Origin of the sequence: Ensifer sp. (assembly GCF_035999135.1) — a bacterium.
GTDB lineage: Bacteria > Pseudomonadota > Alphaproteobacteria > Rhizobiales > Rhizobiaceae > Ensifer.
Map to the genome: position 1 here is coordinate 71,789 of NZ_DASYGZ010000198.1, position 21,739 is coordinate 93,527.

Sequence of the window (21,739 nt, forward strand, 5' to 3'; positions counted from 1 at the left end):
TGTTTCCGACGACTTTCACAGCACAGGCGAGATATCTAACAAATATGCTACAGTCGAACAATGTGGCACGACTGTCTATTTTAGGGACGATCTTTGGCGGCGGCCAAGTCAGGCGATCGTCAGGACGCAGTTGCAGATCTCTCGGTTTTTCTTCCATCTCGGCCAAGGGGAAACGACATGGATGACAGCAATACGAAGAGTCTCGTCGATTGGGGCAAGGAACTTCTGAAGGAATACCCTGATGGCCTTGGCGCAAGGCCGGATTTCGAACATAGCGCCGCGGCACGGTCGGTCTGGTTCGCCCAGGGCTACACCGTCGGCGTGACATGGGCGAAGGAGATCGGCATCGGCGGAAAGGTCTTCCTTGAGAAGGTCTACGACGATCCCAATGCGCTCGACAACGCCGGAAAAGCCGAGTTCGCGGCGAAGGCCTTCGACCTGGCGCGCCTCTACGTGACCATGGCGAAGCTGGAATCGGACAAGCAGGCAGGCCAGGAGGCGGTGCAGCGGGCAGCAGTCGCTGCAGTCGACAAAGACGTCGAGGCGTTGCGCGGCGAGATCGCCGCCGTCTCCTCCAGGGAGGATCTCCGCATCCGGCTTGACAAAATAAAGGCGGCCTCACGTGGGGCCCGATCCGCGGGCAACGCGATCGAGGACTATGGCCTTTCGAGAAAGATAGAGGTTTTGCAGGGTCGCCTGATCGAGATCGAAACGAAGGAATCGCAGCTCGCCTTCAACGGTTTCGTGGTCACAGTGATCGGCACGGTGGCAGGCATCATTGGCCTGGCCGCTGGCTATCTTGCCGGATCAGGCACTGCCCCATCGCCATGTACGCCGGCCCAGGTTCAGACGATGACGGCCACCGACGTCGAGCGGTGCCTGCAGCAGAACGGGCAAGAATTGCAAAAGCTTCTGGAAGAAAAGCAAAAGGGTTCTGGCTGACCTTGCCAATGTCCATTACCGGGCGGCGCCAATCGAAATAGACCCAAAGATGGAACGGCGGCGATCTTTAGCTTGGGTACGAGTTCAGCTAGAGAATTTCCTGCGAGTTCTCGCAGCAACATATTCCAACAGGTTGAAAACATGAAAAAGTTTAACTTCGCCCTTCTGGCGTCGGCAGTTGTCATGTGCCTCTCGACGACAGCAAAAGCCGAAGACCTCGTCTTCACGCTGAAGAACGGCACCAACTCGGTGCTCAACAATTTCTACGCGTCTCCGACGGGCGTCGACAGCTGGGAAGACGATATCTTCGGCCGCCAGGCTCTGGGCCCGGGCGAAGAGATGGAGATCACCATCGCCGACGGCCGCAGCGTCTGCCGCTACGACATGCGCTTCGAGTTCCAGGGAGACGACCTCGACACGACGACGGACACCCAGGACCTCTGTGAAATGGGATCCTATACGATCCACGAATGAGGAACGGCCGGCGGGGGCGTCAACGGGTCTCCGCCGAAAGCTGCTTGCGGCTTTCGTTCGGCCCGCCGCCGGCGCCACAGGCGGCTTCGAAACCTCTGGAGACCGCGGCAAGCTTCAGCGCCTGCCAATAGCGGTAATCGCGCACCAGCGCCGTCGAGATCCAGCAATCGCCGCGGTTGCTGGCTTTGGCCCAGCCGATCAGGCCGGCCGCGCGCACCTGCCCGAAGAGCCGCGCCGTATGCGTTCTTGAAATGCGGTAGCGGGTGGAAAACGCGTTGGGCGACACCTTGCCGATCCAGACCTCGGCCATGCGTCCAGGCGGCGGCGTCGGAACGCTTTTCACCAGATCGTGCAGCACGCTGCTGCCGGAATCCGAGCGGACGAACTTGGCGATGCTCGCAGCCGGCTTGTGCCAGTCGCTTTCTTCGAGGATCAGCCGCGCGAACCGTGGCTGGGCTCGGTGCAGCAGATGCGGATCCTGCTGCGACATCCGGAAACGCGCGCCACCGTCGATGTGGTCGAGCGCCCTGAGGTGAATGTCGAAATAGCGCCGGATCAGCTCTTCGCTCATATCCGTCGCCCGGGCCGCGCGCTGCCGGCCGTCGGCGCTTTCGAGCGGCGCGATGAAGCGGTAGCGCCTCATCTCCATCAGAAAGGCATGGATGGTGTTGCGGCTGGCAATCGCCGTGTCGCCGATGGCGCGCACCAGATTTCCCGGCGAAATCGGCAGCGCCTGCCGGTCGTTGAGATGCTCGAAATGCAGGGCCATCGTCATGTGGCTGAGCATCCAACGCTGCAGGTCGGCGACATAGTGCACTTCGCGCGGCAGCGCGAGATGGGTTTCGAGCAGTTCGCGCGCCGACATCTCCAGCCCCTCGCGAAAGCGGTCCATCCGGACCAGGCTTTCGGCGGAATACGAGCTCACGTGACTGGCGACATCAGACAAGGCGGACGACTTATTCTGGGGGCAGCAGGCAGGGCTGCAGAAAGGAAGGAATGACAGCTTATCGGGGACGGTACACCATTTCCAGTGGCAATCAACGTGCGATGTAACCTGTAATCTACAATGCGGAACGCCCTGCCGGACCCGTGACGCGGGTGGCGCCCGGTCATCCTCACGGCCGCGCAGGCATCGTTCAGCCGGGGATTGGCGGCAGCGCGGGCGCCGTGAGCCCCTCGAAAGGATCGCGCCAGGCATTGATACCCTCAAGCTGCTCCGCCCAGCGCTTCAGCGCCGGATAGTCCGCGATCGGCAGCCTTGCTGCGTCGTTATAGGGCAGAAACGTCGCCATGCGGAAATCGGCGTAGGATACCGCATCGCCAACCAGCCAGGCCCGACCCGAAAGCTCGGCCTCGAGCAGCCGGGCGGCGTCGCGGAACGCCCGCATCCCCTCCTCCACCATCGCCTCGTCGCACGCTCCGATGCCGTAGCGCAGCTTGGTGCCGCGCTCCCAGTGCACTATGTCTGCGGCCCGGACGAAATTCTCCTTGCCCCAGCTGATCCAGCGGATCATCTCCGGCTCGTCGTCATCCGTGCGCCAGAAATTGGACCCCGCCTGTCGCGACAGGTAGCAGGCGATCGCATCGGCTTCCCAGAGCGCCCGGCCGGGGCGCTCGAGGATCGGCACCAAGAGATTGGGGTTGAGCGGCCGAAAGCGCGCCTTCTCGCTTGAAGACTGGGGCGACGCATATTCGAAGGTCACGTCCGATCTCAGATGCCGCGCGACGGCAACCGCCAGGCGCGGATTGGGATTGCGGCTGAAATAGAGCTTCATGCGATGTCTCCTTTCTTGGCACCCCATGAAGACGAACCCGGAGACCGATTGCCGACACGCCGCATGAAAAACGATGCCGGCGTGCAGGAAAAATGCGCGCCGGCATGGCGTGCCTCGCCAGATCAGAACGGCCGGGTCAGAACGGATTGATGTAGTTGGTGATCGCGATTTGCCGCAAAAGCACCCGGCGGATCACATGTGCCGCCTTGACCCGCTCGGTGAAGATCGCCGCGTCTCCCGCAGCACCGGCCGGCAGCCTTGCGGCAAAGGCCTGGTTATCGAGCTTGATGCGCACGACGAACGGCGCAGCCGATACAGCCTCCGGCGTGACGGCCGTACCGGACACCCGCGCCTGCCCGGATGCGATCGCCTGCAGCACGCTTTCGACCTTGCCGGTATAGGTCTCGCCGGGCGCGAACTTGAAGGTCGCCTCCACCATCTGGCCGGGCTGAATGTAGCGCGCGTCGATCTGGTTGATCTCCACCCCGATGATCGTTTCCGATGTGTCGATGAAGGCCATGGCCGGCGACAGCGGCAGGGTCGTGACGCGCGCTCCCTTTCTGAGGGCGAGGTTGGTCACATAGCCGTCGGCCGGCGCCTTCACCGTCGTCTTGCCCAGTTCCCATTCGGCATTGGTGATCTGCGCCTTCAGATTGTCGACCTCCGACTGGCGCTGCTGGACGTCGAACTCGGTCGCCGCATCGCGTGACTGCAGCTTCGTCATCTGCGAAAGCCGCAGTTCTTCCAGCGAAAGCTGCGCCTGCAACGCATCGACCTTGGCCTGGTAGGGCACGGGGTCAATTCGAAAGAGCACGTCGCCGGCTTTCAGCGGGCTGTTGGAGGCAACCGGCACCTCCGTGACCTCGCCGGCGACATCCGGCACGATCGCCACGGAATTGCGCACCACCAGCGCCTTGCCCTGCGGCGCGCCCCAGTTCATCGGTATGAACAGGCCGACAAGCAGCAGCAGGAAGACGATGGCCGGCGAGACCTTCCAGAAGAGATTGAACGGCACGACCTTGAACTTCACCAACAGGAACAGGATGGCCAGATAGACATTGAGCAGGACGACGATCATGGCTGGCCCACTTCTCCTTGATGAGCCGCACTGGGACGAACTTCATTTGCCCGCGGCACATCGACATAGGCCCAGACCAGCGCGATCGGCCAGAGCGCAAAACCGAGGAACAGCGTCACCCAACCGGCGACATTGACGGCCTCGGCCCAGGGATGGTTGCGCCGCCGCGCGATCGACCCCGGCAGCATCGCGAGAAAGATCAGGACCGCGACCGTGCTGACGACCAGCACGACCAGCACGATCCAGGCAAAAAGATCGATGAAGCTCACGGGAGAGGTCTCCCCTTCCACACGTTAAAAAACGACAGATCCGGCGGCCGACGCCCCGCGATCACAGCGGAACGCCGGCAAGCGCCTGTATCCTACCGCACCTCTTCGAAGTCGGCGGGCTTCCAGCTGCCGTCGAAGGCCGGACCTTCGGGTCCGTAAATGCGGATATAGGCAAACCAGCCGCGGCCTGGCACGGTCTTGATCCAGCGCCCGTCCTGGCCCTCGGGAGCATTCGGACCGAAGTAGAGATCGACGGGATCCGTCCCCTTGACGTCCTTCAATTCGAACAGCGAGCGCAGCGCCGCCTTGTCCTGGTCGGTCTGCACTTCCGATCGGGTCTGGGCATCATAGGCCGTCACTGACCAGAACAGCCTGCCCGGGACCGGCTGGGGTATGGAGAGCTTGTAGGTCTTGGCGCCGTCGAGATAGGCGCCCGTGCCGTCGCGCGCCGCAAGCCAGTAGAGCGAGCCGGCGCCCGCCGTGCGCCGGAACATCGCCGGCGAGGTCACGATCGCCTGGGCGAACCAGCGGTCGCGGGCCTCGAGATCGACACCCGCCGGCGTCTCGAACTGAGCGCTGCCGGGCACCAGGCCCACCCACTCCCATTTGCGGTCCGGCCAGGCGAGCCGGTCGGGACGATTGCTGTCAAAGGCCGAAACCAGGATCTGGTCACGCCCGTTCCGCGCCGCCTTTTCAAGGATCGCCATCATCCGCTCGTCGGGTTTGAAGTCCTTGCCCTTTTCGATGCCGAGCGTCGCCAGCATCCCGTACATCGGCAGGTATTTTTCGACGACCGGCTCTGCTTGAATGATCTCGTTCAGCTTCTGCCAGAACTGGATGTTATCCTCCCATTTGAGCGAGGTGCTGTCCATCACCGTTTCGCTGGTGTCGACCACCTTCAGCGGCTTCGGGTCCTTGGCCTCGGCCAGCGGATAGATCTTGATCACCTTCAACGCTTCCAGCGCCTTGGCCTGGTCGCCGCCGACAGGCAGAGCGCGCACCGCAAGCAGGTTCTTGTAGGTCGGGCTATGGCCGACGAGATAGCCGTCCGGCACCGCCCCCTTGTAGTCCGGCCCGATGATCAGGTGCTTGCCGCCCTTGCCGGCATCAGGACCCGGCAGGCCCATGTCGAGCACCCAACCCTGGTTGTGATCGTTGACGAGACCGATATAGGCGCCCGGCGGCAACTCGATCACCATTGGCCCCTTGGACACGTCAAGCGTCGCCGAGCCATAGGGCGTATCCGAATTGAGTGTAAAGCCCACCTGGCGCGGGCCGGCCGCCGCCGCCCCCATCGTCTCGTTGTCCTTGATGCCTGCGGCGCGGTTGCCGTTGAAGATGCCTTCGACGGAGACCGTGGGGTACCAGAAGCGATAGGCGGTGATCGCCCGCTGCAGGTCCGCGTCGTCATAGGCCTTGGCGCTTGTCTCGGCCGTCGGGTAACCCTGGTCGAACGTGTAGGCCGATGTGCCGTTGGCCGATGCCGTGGTGGTATGGATCAGGCTGACGGAAGCCATGGCGGCGAGGAACAACAGGCTTCTGGATCTGCTACGCATCATAATTGCTTCCGAATGTTGCTTAGGCGTTGCCTTACGTTGGAGCGGTCGCCGGGCGGCCGGGGAGCAGCGACCTCGGCAAAACCACCCAGATCACCCGACTTCCTCTAGGAGCCCGCATCATTTGACCTCGACAAGATCCTCCAGCTTCCACGACTGGTCGAACCAGGGCTTCAGCGGGCCATAGAGCCGGAAGATCGTGAACCAGCTCCTGCCCGGGATCGTCTGGATCCAGTTCGGGTTGTCGGCGGGTTTCGTCGGCGAAAAGATGATGTCGGTGGAGCCGTCGGCGTTCGGCTTCAGGTTCTTCTCGCTCGAAAGGCTCGGAAACTGCTGGTCCGTCTGCAGCATGGAGCGCGTCTGCGGGTCATAGACCACCACCGACCAGAAATCCTTCGCCGGCACATTGGCCGGCACATGCAGCCGGTAGGTCTTGGCGCCGTCGAACGGATTGCCGTCCTTGTCAAAATTGGCCGCCGCATATTGCGAGCCGATGCCGGGCATGGCGACGGCCATCGCCGGCGTGTTGATCGTGGCGGCATAATAAAACAGCGTGCGCGCATCGAAATTGCGGCCGCCCTCCTTCAGCCATTCATAGCTGCCGCCGATGAAGGGCGTCGTCCACTTGCGGTCGGGGTAGATCATGACTTGCGGGTCGCGCGGCCGGAAATCGATGGCGCGCGCCGTCGCATTGCCGACGGCCACGCATCGGTCAGGATTTTCGTCATGCGCTCGTCGGGCGCGAAGGGCTTGCCCTTCTCCATGCCGATCGCTGAGAAGATACCGGTCATGTCGGGGCCGTAGGCGCCGGCCGGCTCCTCCTGGATGATCTGGTTGACTTCCTCGAAGAACTTCATGTTGTTGGCGTGAACCGTGTTCATCGCCTGGCCGGACAGATCGAGGAAGGTCGTTTCGGGCGGCGCGTCCTTCTTGTCATAGGGATAGACGCGCAGGTTCTTCTTCAGGCTCGCGACACCGGGCGCGGGGTCGCCGTCCTTCATGAAGGCGCGGCCGAAGAGCAGGTTGCCGAAGGTCGGGGATTCGAACACGAAGTAGCCTTCGGGCTTTTCGCCCTTCCAGCCCGGCGGCACGAACAGATACTTGCCGCCCTTACCCTTGTCCGGCCCGGCATTGCCGAGATCCGTCACGTAGCGGAACCAGAAATCGTCGACGACGCCGAGAATGCCGGGCGGGCTTTCGACGACCACAGGCCCGTCTTTCAGGTCCATCCAGTTCCAGAAGTAGATCGTCTCGGTGTTGGCCGTCAGAAACAGCGACTTCGAGTCCATCAAGGTCTCAAACACGCCGATCGTGCTCTTCTCGGCGCCCACTTCGCGAAGACCGGTGCGGATCGCCACCATCGAGGCGCCGGGAATGCCGTTGAGGAAGGCCTCGATGCCACGGCTGAAATCGAGCTGGTCCCAGACCTTCTGAGCAGTCTCGGCGGTCGGAACGCCATCGTTGAACTGAAGGGTGCCGAGCCGGGTGTCGACGCTTTCGGGCGTCAGGATTTCCTCGGGTATCGGCGTCGTCATCGAAAAGGGATCGGCAAGCACCGGCTGCGACAGAAGGACGACGCTGCTCAGCAGCATGGCCCGTAAGGCAAAGGTCATCAATTGAACTCCAGCAATCCATTCAACTCAGGTTGAAGCGGACACGAACAGCCCCATCCTGGGCTGAAGCAGAGCCACCGCGCGCACGCGCGTCAAGTACGTAACAGTTACGATCTGCGCCCTTGGGGCCAATCGATCGCACCACGATCGCCATATGCATTCCCGGCCGAAACACCGGCCCCGATGGTTCCCCGCATTTGTGAATTCGCTTCCCATAAGCTGCGAAACCGACCCGGCTACCGACAAGGCGACGCCTGACCTATTTCTTTGTCCAACGGCAACGCGCCGCAGCGTTCATCAGCAAAGGACAGTACAATGGCACTGAAAGACATCCTCCCGAGCAAGCTTGGTTTCGGCGCAGCCCCGCTCGGCAACATGTTCCGCGACATTCCCGAGAAGGAAGCGCTCGGCACCGTCGAGGCCGCCTGGAACGACGGCATCCGCTACTTCGACAACGCCCCGTTCTATGGCGCCGGCCTTGCCGAAATCCGCATGGGCGAGGCTCTCGCCGGCCGGCCGCGGGATCAATACGTCATCAGCACCAAGGTCGGCCGCGTCATCCTCGACGAGATCGAGGACGTCAGCGCCCGCGACCTCGGAGAAAAGGGCGATGTCTTCCGCTATGGCCGCCCCAACAAGATCGTCAACGACTATTCCCATGACGCGACGCTGCGCTCGATCGAGGACAGCCTGAAGCGGCTGAAGACCGATCGCATCGAGATCGCCTTTGTCCACGACGTGGCGCAGGACTTTTATGGCGACGAATGGCTCGATGTGTTCGAGACCGCCCGCAAGGGTGCGTTTCGGGCGCTCGACCGCCTGCGTGACGAAGGGGTGATCAAGGCCTGGGGCCTCGGCGTCAACAAGGTCGAGCCGATCGAACTGCTCTTGGCACTCGAAGGTCCGCGCCCTGACGGCTTCCTGCTTGCCGGACGCTACACCCTGCTCGACCATGACCGGGCGCTGCAGCGCGTCATGCCTGCGGTTACCGAGCGCGGTCTCGGCATCGTCGTCGGCGGCCCCTACAGCTCCGGCGCGCTCGTTGGCGGTCCCAACTTCGAATATGCCCCGGCGACGCCAGCAATCCTTCAGAAGGTCGCAAACATCAAGGCGATCGCCGACCGCCACGGCATCTCGATGAAGGCGGCCGGCCTGCAATTTGCGCTCGCCAACCCGGCCGTCGCCGCCGTCATCCCCGGCGCCAGCCAGCCGAGCCGCATCGCCGAGGATCGCGCCGCGCTGAACGAGGTCGTTCCCGCCGATTTCTGGCGTGAGCTGCGCCAAGCAGGTCTCGTCAATCCGGCCGCTCCGCTGCCGGTTGCCGGCTGAAGCAATTCCAGGAAAGGTGTGAAACGACTTTCCGTCCGGAATTGCGTGCATAAAGAGCAATTCCAGGAAAGGTGTGAAACGGCTTTCCGTCCGGAATTGCGTGCATAAAGAGCAATTCCAGGAAAGGTGTGAAGCGTCTTTCCGTCCGGGATTGCGTGCACAAAGAGCCATTCCAGGAAGAGTGTGAGCCCCGTTCGCTACCCAGCGAGCGGGGCAATCTCTGCCGGTTCTTCCGCCAGAAAGCGCTGTAGGCGCGGCACGGTGAAATCGAGGAAGGCGCGCACGCGGGCGGGCAACAGCTGGGCGCCGCGAAACAGTGCATGGATCTCGTCGGCCTCGGCAATGGCGCTGCCCGCCAGCACCTCGACCAGCTCGCCCCGGGCGATCGGGCCGCGCACGTGATAGTCGGCGATGCGGCCGATGCCGACGCCTGCGATTGCCATGCGGCGGATGGTTTCGCCATTGTTGGTGAGCAGCGACCCGCTCAGCATGCGCTCGACGATCCGCCCGCCCTCGCGCATCGGCCAGACCGGATTGGCGCGGCGAAAATTGAAACCGATGCAATTGTGATCGAGCAGGTCCTCCGGCACCTGCGGCACGCCCCGCTTTTCGAGATAGGCGGGGGACGCCACGATCCGCCTCTTGGTCTCGCCGATCTTGCGCGCCACCAGGTTGGAATCCGGCAGACGACCCACCCGGATCGCGACGTCGGTGCGCTCGAGATAGAGATCGACCACCTCGTCCGACAGCGAAAGGTCGATGACGATCTTCGGACAGGCTTCCCAGAAGGCCGGCAGGATCGGCTCCAGCGCCGCAGCACCAAAGCTGACCGACGAGTTCACCCGGATCAGGCCCTCGGGTTCCGCCCCACCGTGGGCGATCTGCTGTTCGGTTTCGTCGAGATCGGCAAGCATCCTGCGGCTGCGCTCATAGTAGAACTCGCCTTCGCGTGTCAAAAGCAGCCGCCGGGTCGAGCGCTCGACGAGCCGGATCCCGAGCCGGCTTTCAAGCCGCGCGATCAGCTTGGAGACGGTCGACGGCGTCATCATCAGCTGGCGCGCAGCTTCCGAAAAACTGCCGGCCTCCACCACCTGGACGAAAACCATCATCTCGCCTGCCCGATTGTCCATGCCGCCACCTGATTTGAATTCATAGATCTGCGGTCAGATTAGCGCCAAAAACCCGCCTTGTCGCGGCGCTGCCGTGTTCCGCCGGGCCATCTGTGAATTTGCTTATCAGATCCTGGGAAGCCTCGCCGTCTACTGCCTCAGCGCCTGTCGTGAGATCTCTTGTCTCAAGCAAACCGTCCACCACGCGACGGTCGAGCACCAACAACAAGGGATCACCGAGATGTCTCACACAACCGCAGCCACCCTCGCCCAAGAGACCGCCGTTTTTGATTTCGCCAGCCTGCGCCAGCGCGTCGGCGGTGCGAAGATCGTTGCTCGCAAGCGCGCGGCACAGCCGGTCGCCGAGACGGCGAACCGGCGGAACAATCGCCTGACGCTCTTGGCGCTGGCGCTCGGTAGCTTTGCCATCGGCACCTCGGAATTCGCCAGCATGGGCATCATCCAGCTCTTTTCCGAAACCATGAACATCGGCGTGCCGGAAGCGACCAGCGCCATCACCGCCTACGCCTTCGGCGTCGTCATCGGCGCGCCGCTGGTGACATTGGCGGCCGCGAGAATGAACCGGCGCACGCTGCTTCTGGCGCTGATGGGCCTCTTCGTCCTCGGCAACGTCCTTTCGGCGGTCGCCGCCGACATGGGCATGCTGATGGCAGCGCGCTTCATCAGCGGCCTGCCGCAGGGCGCCTATTTCGGCGCCGGTGCCGTGGTCGCCTCCTATGTCGTCGGCCCCGGCCAGGCCGGCAAGGCCTTTGCCATCGTCATGACCGGACTGACGATTGCCACCATCATCGGCTCGCCGCTTGCGACCTTCCTTGGCCAGACGCTTGGATGGCGCGAAACCTATCTGGCGATCGCCGCCTTCGCCGTCCTTGCCTTCCTTGCCATCTGGGCCTGGGTGCCGCGCACCAAGGCGCTTGACGGTGTGCCGGTCGTCCAGGAACTCTCGTCGCTGCGCAAGCCGCGCGTCTGGGGTGTGATGCTGGTCGCAGCCACCGGCATCGCCAGCATCTTTGCGGTCTACACCTTCATCGCCCCCATCGTCACGGACCTCGCAACCCTTTCTCCCGCCATGATCCCGGTGGCGCTTGCGCTCTTCGGCATGGGCATGACAGCCGGCAATCTCCTCGGCGGCAAGCTTGCCGACCTCTATCCGGCCCGCGGCATCACGCTTGGCTTTGCGGCAGCGCTGGTCACGCTTGCCGTGCTCGCACTCGGCGCGGCAAACCCGTGGGTGCTCTTCCCGGCACTCTTCGGCGTGGGTGCGGCAACCATGGCTGCCATCCCGACGATCCAGGTGCGGCTCACCCGCTTTGCGCCGGAAGCCCCGAGCCTGATGGGCGCCATGAACCTTGCCGCCCTCAACGTCGCCAATGCGGTCGGCGCTGAGGCAGGCGGTGCCACGATCGCCGCCGGCCATGGCCTCGTCTCGGCCGTCTGGGCGGGCTTTGCGCTCACGGGGCTGCGGGCCTATTGATCTTCGGCCTCACCCTGTTGTCGAGAAAGGCCCGGCAGTAGAGGTCGCCATTATCGACCGGCCGAACCGCGAAAACCGCACCTCTCCCAGCACCAGACCTCAAGCATTCAGGCCCCGCAGTGATCCGATCGCGGGGCTTCAACGTATTTCGCTCCAGGAGCGAGGACTTGAGACGTGCTTGGAGAGATCGGCAGGAAACGGCTGATGATGCGATTGCCGCATTTGCGGTCGTCAATCGCGTCTGTATCGTCGGACAGCATGATCGAGCTGTTCTGCGGCTATGAACTCGCGGTCAACATGCGCGACGCACTCGCGCGCACCGGCGATCGGCCCCACCTCGCCGAGGAATACCGCCAGATCTGCCTCGAGCTGGAAGAAGAGGTCGAAACCATGCTGTGCGCGGCAGCACTCGCGCTCAGGCGTGGTGGCCGGTAGTCTCAAAGGAGGTTTCAATGCAGCAAAGATCCGCTTGCCTCGCCCTCACCATGCTCGCCGTCCTGGCGTCGATGCAAGGGGCAGTCTTTGCCGCAGGCGAGAAGGTCACGCCCGAGACCTACATCCGTGCCGAGACCGACATTGCCTTTTCGCAGTTCTACAGGAACGCCGGTAGCGACGTGAACCGCTTCTACTATATCCGCAAGCCCGTGCCGCTCGACGCGCAGTCCGTCGTGCGCATGAACCTCGACACCCTCTATTCGGGCGCCGTCGTCGATACCGAGGGCGGTGCAAAGCTCACCATTCCCGAGTTTCCGGACAAGCGGTATTTTTCCGTGCTGGTGATCGACAACGACCACTACGCCCCGACCGTTTTCTACAAACCCGGCACCTACGACATTCCCGGCGACACAAAATATGTCACGTTGGTGCAGCGCATCGAGGTGATGGATCCGAACGACCAGGCCGACATCGCGCTCGTCAACGAGATGCAGAACAAGTTCACCATCGAGGCGTCCAGCCACGATCTCTTTCCCGATCCGAAATGGGACGCTGAAAGCATGCTGGCCCTGCGCGCCCCTTATGAAAAGGAGTTCCAGACGTTTTCCCAGTACGAACCGGACTGGATGGGCCCGCGCGGCAAGGTGAACGAAAAGACGCGCCACCTTGCAGCCGCCGGCGCCTGGGGGCTCTTTCCTGAAAATGATGCGGTCTACATCAACTACACCGGCCCGGGCGCGGTGAAAGGCTGCTACACCGCCACCTATACCGTGCCGCCGAACGACGCCTTCTGGTCGATCACGCTCTACGGTTCGGATGGCTTCATGAAGAGCGCCAGGGCCGGCGTCAACGACCGCAATGTGGCGCTCAACGACGACGGGACCTTCACGGTCTATTTCGGCTCGCCGGAAGCCTGCGGCGACAAGCCAAACCGTGTCGACATCACCGACGGCTGGAACTTCCTGATGCGCATCTACCGTCCCGGCGAAGCAGTGCTCAAGCGCGAATACAGACTGCCGGACGTGACGCTGGTAAAATAGCGCGCCCTATGCCACCGGCACAAAGCGCCGAAGCGCGTCAGTGAGATCGGTCGTCCCCCGACGAACCTCCCCCCTTCCCGGTTCGACGTCGATCAACCCTCCCCGGTCATGGGCGTCGTAGGTATCGACCAACAGGCTGGCGATGCTCGGGCTGACCACGCGCTCCAGGCTTTGCTGCCATTCGGACCTCGACACCGCGCGCGCCGCAATCGCTCGGCCGGCAAGCGCGCTCACGGCGCCCGCGACATCGGCGGCGCTGCAGCGGCGTGGTCCTTCGGCGTGAACGATCCGTTCGGGGCCTCCGGTTTCCGGCTCGCTGAGAAGATCCGCCGCTATACGGCCGACATCGGCGGCCGAAACTGTGGCGAAGTCCCGATCCATCTCCTGGTGCAGCGTCGGCAGAATGCCGGTTGCAAGCGCCACCGGAATGGCCCGCGCCCAGCCCTCCATATGCTCGGCCGAGCGTAAGATGATCTTGGAGAGAGGCAAGGGACGAAGGTTCTCCTCGAACAGGCGGTACATCGTGGGCATGCCGATATCATCAGGCACATGGGCGCCATAATCCGAGATCGCGAGCACGCGCCTGGCACGCGCCGATCTCAGCGCCTCGACCATGCTGCCTGTCGCCCGGCGCATTTCTGCGCGGGCATCCTCGGCGCGAAGCGGCGGCGGCAGGATGATCTGCACCGCCTCGGCGTCGGCGATCGCTTCGGCAAGGGCTGCAGGATCCATGAGATCGGCGATCGCGACATCGCAGCCGAGCCCGCTCAGGCGGCTCGCCTTGGCGGGATCGCGCAGGATCGCCCGCACCGGGAACCCGGCCGCACGCAACGCCGTTGCCGTCGCGTAGCCGACCTTTCCGGCCGCTCCGAGAATTGCAAACATGATCTCACTCCTTGCTGAAAGACACGCAAGGACTAGGGATCAGGAATGGCCACGTCGCACAGATTCAGCCCGGCTTTTGCAGGTTCGGCCGGAATTCGCCCACCTGCCGCAGGATCTCTCCAGGCGTCTGGCCAAGAACCCGCCGCATCGTCGCCGCCATGTGGCTTTGATGGGCAAAGCCCGCCGCAACCGCAATCTCGCTTGCCGCCATGCGCGTTGTCGTCATCAGCGCCCGCGCATGCTCGACCCGCCGGCGGATGACATACTGGTGCACCGGCAGGCCGGTGCTGTTCTTGAACAGCAGTTTGAGCCGCGTGGCGCTCAAACCGGCCACCGCGGCCAAGTCGGCAAGGGGCAATGCCTGGTCGAGGTGGGTCTCGATATACTCCGTCAAGAGCCTGAGCTGTCGCGCCGACAGCTTCGGCACCGACCGGCCTTCATCCCTCACGCTGCCGGTCGCCGTCTCGATCAGCCGCACCGCAAGCGCGTTGGCGAGCAGGTCGATGTAGAGCGGATCGGACGGCACATCCGCCTCCAGATCCGCCTTGATCGCCCAGCCGATCGCCTCCAGGCGGGGATCGCGCACCTGCATCTGCGGCCGCAGTTCAACGCTTGCCGCGTCTCGCCCGAGCTCGCCTGCAACACGCGTTATCAGCGACGGCTCAAGGCTCAGCCTCAGGATCCGGCAATCCGCATCGTCCTCCCAGGAACCATCGACGCCGGCCGGGACGATGTCGATATCCCCCGCCTTCTGCACCCGCTGCAACCGCCGCCCGTCGCACCGGCAATCGGCCTTGACCGGCGGCCCGAAATGCATGCCGAGCCGATGCATGTCGCCGCCCGGCACTTCGACCCGTCCACGCGGAATGTGGATGAAATCGGCAGACAGGCCGCTCCACCCTCGCCCGGCGCTGGAAAAGAGGATCGTGGGCGCGGATGGCAGTGGCGAGGAAAGCGTCATGGTGGCTCGGTCCTGGGTTTGGCAAGCCATGCTACGTCTCCATTGCTCTGCAAACAATGGCGGCGCGCCGATCGCCTCTCCCCGTGTCCCCAATTCCTAAAAATCGAACATGGATAAAGATGCACGCATCGGCTGCACGATTGCTTGACCTTTTGCCGATAGAAGGGATGCAATCACAGAGGGCAGCATGCGCACGATTTACATCCTTATCGCAGGCATAGTGGTCGGCGGCCCGCTGGTCTCGATCATCAAGGCACCGCGGCCCCTGACGCCCATCCAACAGTTCCGCGCGGATTATCGCGCCGATCCGCAAGCAGCACACGATCGCGTCGAGACGGCGATCCTTCGCTGTGTGCCTGGCGCCACCCCTGGCTTTGCCGTGTCAAAGCTCGCCACGGTTATCGCGCCCCTCTATGTCAAGCTCGCCGACCTGACCGAACAGACGACGGACAAGGAGAGGATCCGTGCCGATTTCAAGACGTGGACAAACGAGAACCTGCAAAAGCACGTGGGAACCTTGACGGAAAGCCAGGCTCGGCAACTCGCCCCCATTTTCGATCAATGAAAGCGCGCAGCACCTATGAATGCATTCGCACGGCGGCGATGTCCAAGGAAGGCATCGAAAGCAAGGTCGCGGGATGGGACCTGCGCCTGTAACCTCGCCGACAGGGTGGCAGACAGGCCGTCCGACGCCCAATGCGAGCCGTCAGGCATCGAGCGGATAGACCGGCCGCCTTACCCGCTGAAAATCCCTTACGCCAATGTTGGCGCTGCTCAAACCCGTGCCGTCGATCTCGACGATGGCGGATGCGATCGGGCCGAAGGCGGCGCGGAAGTGTTGTTGCGATTTGACGACGACGATCGCGTAGTCAGACGGCTCGATGCCGACGGCACGGAAGAGGTTGCGGTCGAGCATCTGCTGGCGCGCGCTGCAAATGAGGATGTCGATGCCATCGACGTGAAAACACACGCTAGGCCCCATGCTGGCTGGAAGCCCCTGAAACATCGGACCTTCGAAAACGATCCCGCCGTCCGAGACCGCCTTCACCCGGCCGGTGACCGTGATCGGCCCACCGCCGACGGCCGGATCGATCTTGCAGCCGAGCGTCACCTTTCGGCTTGCACCAACGCCGGCGGCGATCAGCTCGGCCGCAACGGCAGGATCGCAGAGCGCGCCGAAGGCGGCCTTCTCCACGCCGATGTCGAGAAGCGCGCTGAGCACGCAGGTGGAATCGCTATAGGCGCCGCAGCCGGGATTGTCGGAGAAATCGGCGATGACAAGCGGTCCGTACCGCTCCCTGTCGAGGTGTTCAGCGACGATGCCGGGCAACGCGTCGAGCGGCAGCTGCACGTCCTGATGTTCCCGCCGGACCCACATCTCCTGGCAGAGCCGCTCGGCCTCCATCTCCGCCTCTTCCGGCGCGACCCGATTAAGGTCGTAGCAGATGACGGCCGATGGTCCGGTGTTGAAGATGTCGGCATCGTAGAAGCCGGCATTGATGGACGTGGCGAGCATGCCGTCGCGCGTCGCGATCTCGTCGGCGATATCGAGCAGCTCGGTCATGGCGCAGGCGTGGGTCGTGCGCCCGTCATTACAGCCGTTCACCATCGGCGGCTGGCGGATGGCGATCGCCGGACGGATCTCGCCGCGCATGGCGCACTCGAGCAACGCGCCTGCCTTCAGGGCGCACTCGGCCATGTCCACATGCGGATAGGTGCGGAAGGAGACGGCGATGTCGAGCAGCCCGGCCATATCGGGCGCGGAATTGGCATGCAGGTCGAAGGTCGCGGCAATCGGAATGTCGCACCCGACAATGCCGCGCACCACGTCCAGAAGCTGGATCTGCGCATCATCAGCCGTTTCGGTGCACATGGCGCCGTGGAAGACGATGAAAACGCCGTCGAGTTTTTGCCCCGCAAGCGCGCTTGTCAGGTCGGAAACGAAACGCTGTCGCATCGCCTCCTCGATCCGCCCGCCGGGTTCGGCCCGAGCCGCCACCGTGTAGACCGGCTGCCAGCCATATCTGTCGCAGCAATCGATGAAACCGCCAAGCTCCGAGTTGGTGCCCCGGCAATGGGTCTCGATCTCTGCCCCAAGGAAATAGTGGCAGGCCTCGAAATCCTTGAAGCCGGTCGTCAGCTTCGAAAACGTGTTGGTTTCCTGGTTGAATTCGAGAACGGCGACCCTGAGGCTCATCACATGCACTTTCATGATTGGACGATTGGCATGATTGGAAGACTGGCAAGCATTGGAAAACGGGCATGATTGGAAGAAGCGGACGCCGGAGAAGCGCGAAAACTCCGGCGCCGCGCCTGTCCGCCTGCCCCGCCCCGTGTCGATGAAACGGCACGGCACGCGGCACGCGAATTCTTGGAGGATGGGATTGGCCCCAAGCGGTTGGAGGCGCCCCTCATTGGCTATTTGCACGCTTGCCCCTCGCTGGTTGGTGAGACGCTTGCCCCACCGTTTGCTTCGAGGTTTGCCCCTCACCCTAACCCTCACCCAGCGAGCGTGGAGAGGGGACGTGGACGGCGCTCAGTTGTCACCCCGCCGCACGAGTCGCCACTGGCAATGAAGGTCGTGATTGCATGCGAGCGGGTGCAGCAAGGTCCCTCCTCCCCGCGAGCGGGGAGAAGGTGGCCGGCAGGCCGGATGAGGGGCATCGGTCCATAGGGTACGGCAGGCCGGATGAGCGGCAGGACCGCATGCGCCCGACGACAAACCGGCGCGCCCTCGCCCCTAACGGAAATACTCGCTGGTGGTCTTCGGCTTCGCCATGATGTCGAAGTCGAAATACTGCTTGCGGATCCTGTCGTAGGTGCCGTTTTCCATGATCGTCTTCAGCCCGGCATTGAGCCTTGCCAGCAGCGCCTCGTTGCCCTTGCGCACCGCCATGGCGTTGCCTTCGGCCTTGTCGAGCACGAAACTGTCGCCGACGAAGGCGCAGCAGCCGCTCTCGTCCTTTGCGAGCCAATCGGTGAAGGCCATCTGCCCTTCCAGGATCAGGTCCAACCGGCCGTTTTCCATGTCGAGCAACACTTCGCTCAGCGTCGGGTAGAGCTTCACCTCGCTGTCGGGGAAGAATTCCTGCAGCGCTTCCACCGCGACCGAGCCCGATTGCGTGCCGATCACCTTGCCCTTCAGGGCCTCGGGCGAAATTTCCTTCAGGTCCAGGTCCTTGCGGGCGATGAAGCGCATCGCGTTGAAGTAATAGGGCGTGGTGAAATCCACTTCCTTCTTCCGGTCCGGGTTGATGGCCATCGAGGCGATCATCACGTCGAATTTCTTCGCCTGCAGCGCCGGAATGATGCCCGACCACTCGTTGGTGCTCCAGACGCAGTCCGCCTTGATCTCGGCGCAGACCGCCTGGCCGATATCGTAGTCGAAACCCTTGATCTCGCCGGCCGCGGTCACATAGTTGAACGGCGCGTAGTCGCCCTCCGTGCCGATCGCCAGCGTCTCGGCGCACGCACCACCGGCCAAAAGCGATGCCAGCAGCAGGGCCGGCGCAGTCATGAACTTCTTTTTCATCAGGTTCCCTCTGTCCTTCGTCAGGGCGGCGTCTCAGTCGCAGTCACAGCGGCAGCCCCCGGGGTTTCGCCCGAAGCGTCTTTCGCCGAATTGCCTGGATTTCCACCGATCTCGTTTGCGTTTTCGCTTTATTATGGATCGACAATGCGGCAGGTCGTCGCCCTCCGCAATGTGAAAGAAATCATTCCAGACATCGAAAAAATTCATGTAGGCTTGATGCGATCCCGATACCGGAGCAGCCGATGCGTGACCTGCCGAGCCTCAAATCCCTGCGCGCCTTCGAGGCAGCCGCCCGCAACGGCAGCCTGACGGCAGCAGCCAACGAACTCTGCATCGGCCAGGGCGCCATCAGCCACCAGATCAGGATCCTGGAGGACCATCTGGGCTTGAGGGTGTTTGTCAGAAAGCAGCACGGCGTCGAACTGACGCCCGAAGGCGGGCTGCTCTTCGCCTCCTGCCAGCGCGCCTTCGATGATCTGGAAGGCGTCGTCCAGCACATCCGGCCACGCACGAGCGGCAAGATCCTGCGCGTGCGCGTCGGGCCGTTCTTCTCGATGAAGGTGATCGCGCCGCGCATCTCTCAGTTTCTCGCCGCCAATCCCGGCGTGCAGATCCACCTCTCCCATCTCGAAACCATCACTGCCGGCACCGGCCCGGCCGACGTGACCATCGCCTATTGCCTGCAGCCGCCGGCCGGCCGCTTCTCGCTCAAACTTTTGCGCGAGCGGCTGGTGCCCGTCTGCGGCCGCGACCTCTTCCAGAAAGAGGACGACAAGCAGGCGCTGCTTTCCGGCAACCGGCTGCACTACCGCGGCCTTCAGGAGTGGCAGAGCTGGATCGCCTCCTCGGGCCTCGCCCTACCACGCAGCCACCAGGACCTGATCTTCGACGACCAGCACATCATTCTTGAGGCGGTGAAGGAGGGCCAGGGCGTGGCGCTGATCGACCGGACGATGGCGGAACATGAGCTGAAATCCGGCCAGATCCACCTCGTCCACGACCACTTCTACGAACCGGCCGAAACCTACCAGTTCGTCTGCCAGGAAGAACTCTTGCGCACCAAGCCGGTGACGAGGAGCTTTTTGAACTGGCTGATTTCGGAGATTGAAGAGCGTGAGCGGCAGATGGCGGGAGGCCTTGAAAGCACGGACAATGCAAAGGTCCGGCCTTCACAGACATCCCGCTCCGCCCCGTAAACACTGGCACGTGCCGGACGAACCGCCCCTCAGCCCGCCTGTTGCGCCCCCCCATGCGCGTGGACCACGGCATCCGCCTCCTTGCCGTAGAGCTCCTCGAAATGATCGAAGCTCTTGGAGAAGTAGCCGATCCCTTGGGTGGCTGCCCTCAGCGCCCTTGCGAGATCGTCGAGCGCCGAGCCGGGAACGAGGGCGCGAAAGATGTCCCAGCCCTTGGCGGTCTCGTCGCGGTCAAAGCCGAGCACCTGGCCCTTGTAGGTGGAGACGATCGGCACCAGGCTGCCGGAATAGATCGAGGGGATGTGGATCTCGATGCGGATGACCGGCTGCATCAGGACGGCGGACGCCTGCGAAAGCGCCTGGCGCACGCCCATCTTGGCGGCTGCGCGGAAGGCGAAGTCGTTGCTGTCGACCGCGTGGTGCTGGCCGTCGGTGAGCGTCACGCCGACATCGATCACCTGGAAGCCGAGCGGGCCCTTGTCCATCGCCTCGCGCGCGCCCGCCTCGATCGCCGGGATGAAGTTGCGCGGCACCGCCCCGCCCTTCACCGTCTCGGCGAAGGAGAAACCGGCCCCGCGCTCGTTCGGGCGGACGGTCAGTTTCACGTCGGCGAACTGCCCGGCCCCGCCCGTCTGCTTGCGGTGGCGGTAGTGCACGTCGGACGGTTTCAGCACCGTCTCGCGATAGGTCGGGTTCGGCTGCTTGTCGCTGACGCCCACATGGAAGACATCGGCGAGCGTCTTGCAGAGATCGCGCAGGTGCATCGGTCCCTGCACGCAGACCATCTGCGCGCCGGTTCCCTCCTCCTGCATGACGACGAGCCCGCGGTCGGTCTCGGCAAGCTTGGCGAGCGTGCCGGAAAGCTTGGTCTCGTCGCGCTCGCTGTCGGGCACCAGGATGCGCTCCAGCATCGGTGTCGGCGGCTGGGTCCAGTCCGGGGCCGCAGCACTCGTACCGGCCGCAAGCAGCGCCGGCACGGCCAGATGATCGGCCTTGACCGCGGCAAAGATCGCGCCGGCCTCGGGCGTGGCGTTTACCACCGGCTTGCCGGTCGCCGGATCCTGCAGCGAACCGATGCCGCCGCCGCCGAGCGTCGAGCCCTGCTTGATGCCTGACGTCAGGGCCCTCACCAGCACGGTCTTGCCGACATTGGCCTTGTGATAGGCATGGAAGCTGACGGCGGACAACGAGGCCTCGGCGATCGGCCCGGCAGCCGCAAGGCGCTTTCGGAGCGCATCGACATTGGGCGCCTCGTGGCGCAGCGCCTTCATCAGCCTCAAGATCCCGTTGGCGTGGCTCGCCGCCCCCACCAGCACCGGGATGATGCGGTTTTCCTTGAGGAGCCGCGTGGAGATCGCATAGATCGTGTCGCTTGCTGGCAGCCGGTCCTCGATCAGTTCCTCCAGCAGCCAGTCGTCGAACTCGGAGAAATGTTCGAGCAGCTCGGCGCGCGCCTCCTTCTCGCGCTCCATCTCCGCTTCGGGGATCGCGATCAGCGCCGAAGTCTGGCCTTCGCGGTAGCGCCAGGCGCGCTCGGAGATCAGGTCGCAGCTGCCGACGATCTTGTCGCCCTCGCGGATCGGCACCTGCCGCAACAGCAGCATGTGGCCGGAATAGTCCTGAAGGGCCGCAATCACATCGCGAAGCCGCCCGCGCGGCTCGTCCATGCGGTTGATGAAGAGTATGCAGGGCGTACCCGACGCCTCGATCGCCTTCAGATAGGGTGCGGCCAGGACTGCCTCCTCCGGCGCCGGCGAAACGCAAAGCACGCAGGCGTCGCTGGCGATCAGCGCATGCTGCGCATGCCCCAGCGCCTCCGTGCCCCCGGGTGCATCGAGCGCACACCAGGGTTCGCCGCCAAACTCGAATTCCGTGAGATTCAATCCATAGGGTGAAGCGGCTTTTCTTGCGGCCCCCTCCAGACCGGCCAGCTTGTCCACAAGCGTGGTTTTTCCGGTCTGCGAGGGCCCAAGTACCGTGAAGCAGCGCATCGGCAATCCTCCCCTGTCGCGATGACGACGGGCGCCGAGCGTTGCGACGCCCTCACTCC

20 protein-coding genes and 1 pseudogene are annotated in these 21,739 nt (G+C 63.6%); 8 read left to right on the forward strand and 13 right to left on the reverse strand.

The features are described from left to right. The first annotated feature begins 177 nt into the window (after nt 1–177). Nucleotides 178–942 (forward strand): hypothetical protein, encoded by a 765-nt coding sequence (locus VGO12_RS25895; protein WP_327515582.1) that lies wholly within the window; start codon nt 178–180, stop codon nt 940–942. Nucleotides 943–1,125: 183 nt separating this feature from the next. Beyond that, the gene (locus tag VGO12_RS25900; protein WP_414650777.1) at nt 1,126–1,416 is read left to right on the forward strand and encodes a hypothetical protein; all 291 of its coding nucleotides are present in this window, start codon (nt 1,126–1,128) and stop codon (nt 1,414–1,416) included. Nucleotides 1,417–1,435: 19 nt separating this feature from the next. Here VGO12_RS25900 and VGO12_RS25905 read toward each other — a convergent pair whose 3' ends face one another. From VGO12_RS25905 to VGO12_RS25935, 7 genes are all read right to left on the reverse strand, one after another. Then, nucleotides 1,436–2,341, reverse strand: a complete 906-nt coding sequence (locus VGO12_RS25905) for a hypothetical protein (protein WP_327515584.1) — start codon at nt 2,339–2,341, stop codon at nt 1,436–1,438. Between the two features lie 211 nt (nt 2,342–2,552). Then, a complete protein-coding gene (locus tag VGO12_RS25910) occupies nt 2,553–3,191 on the reverse strand; it encodes a glutathione S-transferase family protein (protein WP_327515585.1) in 639 nt (212 codons plus the stop codon). Between the two features lie 136 nt (nt 3,192–3,327). After that, on the reverse strand, nt 3,328–4,269 hold the full coding sequence (locus tag VGO12_RS25915; protein WP_327515586.1) for an efflux RND transporter periplasmic adaptor subunit: 942 nt from the start codon (nt 4,267–4,269) through the stop codon (nt 3,328–3,330). Beyond that, a complete protein-coding gene (locus tag VGO12_RS25920; protein ID WP_327515587.1) occupies nt 4,266–4,538 on the reverse strand; it encodes a DUF3302 domain-containing protein in 273 nt (90 codons plus the stop codon). Before VGO12_RS25920 ends, VGO12_RS25915 begins: the two co-directional genes overlap by 4 nt. A 92-nt stretch (nt 4,539–4,630) precedes the next feature. Next, a complete protein-coding gene (locus tag VGO12_RS25925; RefSeq protein WP_327515588.1) occupies nt 4,631–6,097 on the reverse strand; it encodes a DUF1254 domain-containing protein in 1,467 nt (488 codons plus the stop codon). Between the two features lie 117 nt (nt 6,098–6,214). After that, the gene (locus VGO12_RS25930) at nt 6,215–6,739 is read right to left on the reverse strand and encodes a DUF1214 domain-containing protein (RefSeq protein WP_327515589.1); all 525 of its coding nucleotides are present in this window, start codon (nt 6,737–6,739) and stop codon (nt 6,215–6,217) included. Next, entirely contained in the window at nt 6,736–7,707 is a 972-nt protein-coding gene (locus tag VGO12_RS25935) for a DUF1254 domain-containing protein (RefSeq protein ID WP_327515590.1), read from the reverse strand. The genes VGO12_RS25930 and VGO12_RS25935 overlap by 4 nt, the downstream gene beginning before the upstream one ends. A gap of 315 nt (nt 7,708–8,022) precedes the next feature. Between VGO12_RS25935 and VGO12_RS25940 the strand changes: the two genes are divergently transcribed. Beyond that, nucleotides 8,023–9,036: an aldo/keto reductase gene (locus VGO12_RS25940; RefSeq protein ID WP_327515591.1), complete on the forward strand. Its 1,014-nt coding sequence runs from the start codon at nt 8,023–8,025 to the stop codon at nt 9,034–9,036. Nucleotides 9,037–9,233: 197 nt separating this feature from the next. Here the strand turns inward: VGO12_RS25940 and VGO12_RS25945 are convergent, their stop codons facing one another. Further along, a complete protein-coding gene (locus VGO12_RS25945; RefSeq protein WP_327515592.1) occupies nt 9,234–10,166 on the reverse strand; it encodes a LysR family transcriptional regulator in 933 nt (310 codons plus the stop codon). Nucleotides 10,167–10,473: 307 nt separating this feature from the next. Between VGO12_RS25945 and VGO12_RS25950 the strand changes: the two are divergent. The 3 genes and pseudogenes from VGO12_RS25950 (at nt 10,474) to VGO12_RS25960 (ending at nt 13,115) form a co-directional block, all read left to right on the forward strand. Continuing rightward, nucleotides 10,474–11,681, forward strand: a pseudogene (locus tag VGO12_RS25950) (MFS transporter). 163 nt (nt 11,682–11,844) lie between these two features. Further along, a complete protein-coding gene (locus tag VGO12_RS25955) occupies nt 11,845–12,075 on the forward strand; it encodes a hypothetical protein (protein ID WP_327515593.1) in 231 nt (76 codons plus the stop codon). Nucleotides 12,076–12,092: 17 nt separating this feature from the next. Beyond that, a complete protein-coding gene (locus VGO12_RS25960; protein ID WP_327515594.1) occupies nt 12,093–13,115 on the forward strand; it encodes a DUF1214 domain-containing protein in 1,023 nt (340 codons plus the stop codon). Nucleotides 13,116–13,121: 6 nt separating this feature from the next. On the opposite strand, the gene VGO12_RS25965 is transcribed toward VGO12_RS25960, so the two are convergent. Together VGO12_RS25965 and VGO12_RS25970 are read right to left on the reverse strand one after the other, a co-directional pair. Further along, nucleotides 13,122–14,000, reverse strand: a complete 879-nt coding sequence (locus tag VGO12_RS25965; RefSeq protein WP_327515595.1) for an NAD(P)H-binding protein — start codon at nt 13,998–14,000, stop codon at nt 13,122–13,124. A 64-nt stretch (nt 14,001–14,064) separates the two neighbouring features. Next, nucleotides 14,065–14,991 (reverse strand): helix-turn-helix domain-containing protein, encoded by a 927-nt coding sequence (locus VGO12_RS25970; protein WP_414650776.1) that lies wholly within the window; start codon nt 14,989–14,991, stop codon nt 14,065–14,067. 157 nt (nt 14,992–15,148) lie between these two features. On the opposite strand from VGO12_RS25970, the gene VGO12_RS25975 reads away from it, so the two are divergent. Next, entirely contained in the window at nt 15,149–15,526 is a 378-nt protein-coding gene (locus tag VGO12_RS25975) for a hypothetical protein (protein WP_327515596.1), read from the forward strand. A 141-nt stretch (nt 15,527–15,667) separates the two neighbouring features. Here VGO12_RS25975 and VGO12_RS25980 read toward each other — a convergent pair whose 3' ends face one another. Both VGO12_RS25980 and VGO12_RS25985 read right to left on the reverse strand, forming a co-directional pair. Continuing rightward, the gene (locus VGO12_RS25980; protein ID WP_327515597.1) at nt 15,668–17,158 is read right to left on the reverse strand and encodes a M81 family metallopeptidase; all 1,491 of its coding nucleotides are present in this window, start codon (nt 17,156–17,158) and stop codon (nt 15,668–15,670) included. Nucleotides 17,159–17,701: 543 nt separating this feature from the next. After that, nucleotides 17,702–18,493, reverse strand: coding sequence for a transporter substrate-binding domain-containing protein (locus VGO12_RS25985; RefSeq protein WP_327515598.1), 792 nt, complete (start codon nt 18,491–18,493; stop codon nt 17,702–17,704). A 242-nt stretch (nt 18,494–18,735) separates the two neighbouring features. Between VGO12_RS25985 and VGO12_RS25990 the strand changes: the two genes are divergently transcribed. Next, entirely contained in the window at nt 18,736–19,689 is a 954-nt protein-coding gene (locus VGO12_RS25990) for a LysR family transcriptional regulator (RefSeq protein ID WP_327515599.1), read from the forward strand. 29 nt (nt 19,690–19,718) lie between these two features. On the opposite strand, the gene VGO12_RS25995 is transcribed toward VGO12_RS25990, so the two are convergent. After that, complete coding sequence (locus VGO12_RS25995) at nt 19,719–21,680, reverse strand: elongation factor G (protein ID WP_327515607.1); 1,962 nt, start codon at nt 21,678–21,680, stop codon at nt 19,719–19,721. Nucleotides 21,681–21,739 lie beyond the last annotated feature (59 nt).

Bases quoted from the DNA above. Each gene is read 5' to 3' on its own strand.
- VGO12_RS25925 (WP_327515588.1), bottom strand. From the start codon at position 6,097: ATGATGCGTAGCAGATCCAGAAGCCTGTTGTTCCTCGCCGCCATGGCT.
- VGO12_RS25945 (WP_327515592.1), bottom strand. From the start codon at position 10,166: ATGGACAATCGGGCAGGCGAGATGATGGTTTTCGTCCAGGTGGTGGAG.
- VGO12_RS25915 (WP_327515586.1), bottom strand. From the start codon at position 4,269: ATGATCGTCGTCCTGCTCAATGTCTATCTGGCCATCCTGTTCCTGTTG.
- VGO12_RS25990 (WP_327515599.1), top strand. From the start codon at position 18,736: ATGCGTGACCTGCCGAGCCTCAAATCCCTGCGCGCCTTCGAGGCAGCC.
- VGO12_RS25930 (WP_327515589.1), bottom strand. From the start codon at position 6,739: ATGATCTACCCCGACCGCAAGTGGACGACGCCCTTCATCGGCGGCAGC.
- VGO12_RS25965 (WP_327515595.1), bottom strand. From the start codon at position 14,000: ATGTTTGCAATTCTCGGAGCGGCCGGAAAGGTCGGCTACGCGACGGCA.
- VGO12_RS25900 (WP_414650777.1), top strand. From the start codon at position 1,126: ATGTGCCTCTCGACGACAGCAAAAGCCGAAGACCTCGTCTTCACGCTG.
- VGO12_RS25955 (WP_327515593.1), top strand. From the start codon at position 11,845: ATGATGCGATTGCCGCATTTGCGGTCGTCAATCGCGTCTGTATCGTCG.
- VGO12_RS25940 (WP_327515591.1), top strand. From the start codon at position 8,023: ATGGCACTGAAAGACATCCTCCCGAGCAAGCTTGGTTTCGGCGCAGCC.
- VGO12_RS25995 (WP_327515607.1), bottom strand. From the start codon at position 21,680: ATGCGCTGCTTCACGGTACTTGGGCCCTCGCAGACCGGAAAAACCACG.
- VGO12_RS25980 (WP_327515597.1), bottom strand. From the start codon at position 17,158: ATGAGCCTCAGGGTCGCCGTTCTCGAATTCAACCAGGAAACCAACACG.
- VGO12_RS25910 (WP_327515585.1), bottom strand. From the start codon at position 3,191: ATGAAGCTCTATTTCAGCCGCAATCCCAATCCGCGCCTGGCGGTTGCC.
- VGO12_RS25975 (WP_327515596.1), top strand. From the start codon at position 15,149: ATGCGCACGATTTACATCCTTATCGCAGGCATAGTGGTCGGCGGCCCG.
- VGO12_RS25960 (WP_327515594.1), top strand. From the start codon at position 12,093: ATGCAGCAAAGATCCGCTTGCCTCGCCCTCACCATGCTCGCCGTCCTG.
- VGO12_RS25970 (WP_414650776.1), bottom strand. From the start codon at position 14,991: ATGGCTTGCCAAACCCAGGACCGAGCCACCATGACGCTTTCCTCGCCA.
- VGO12_RS25935 (WP_327515590.1), bottom strand. From the start codon at position 7,707: ATGACCTTTGCCTTACGGGCCATGCTGCTGAGCAGCGTCGTCCTTCTG.
- VGO12_RS25985 (WP_327515598.1), bottom strand. From the start codon at position 18,493: ATGAAAAAGAAGTTCATGACTGCGCCGGCCCTGCTGCTGGCATCGCTT.
- VGO12_RS25895 (WP_327515582.1), top strand. From the start codon at position 178: ATGGATGACAGCAATACGAAGAGTCTCGTCGATTGGGGCAAGGAACTT.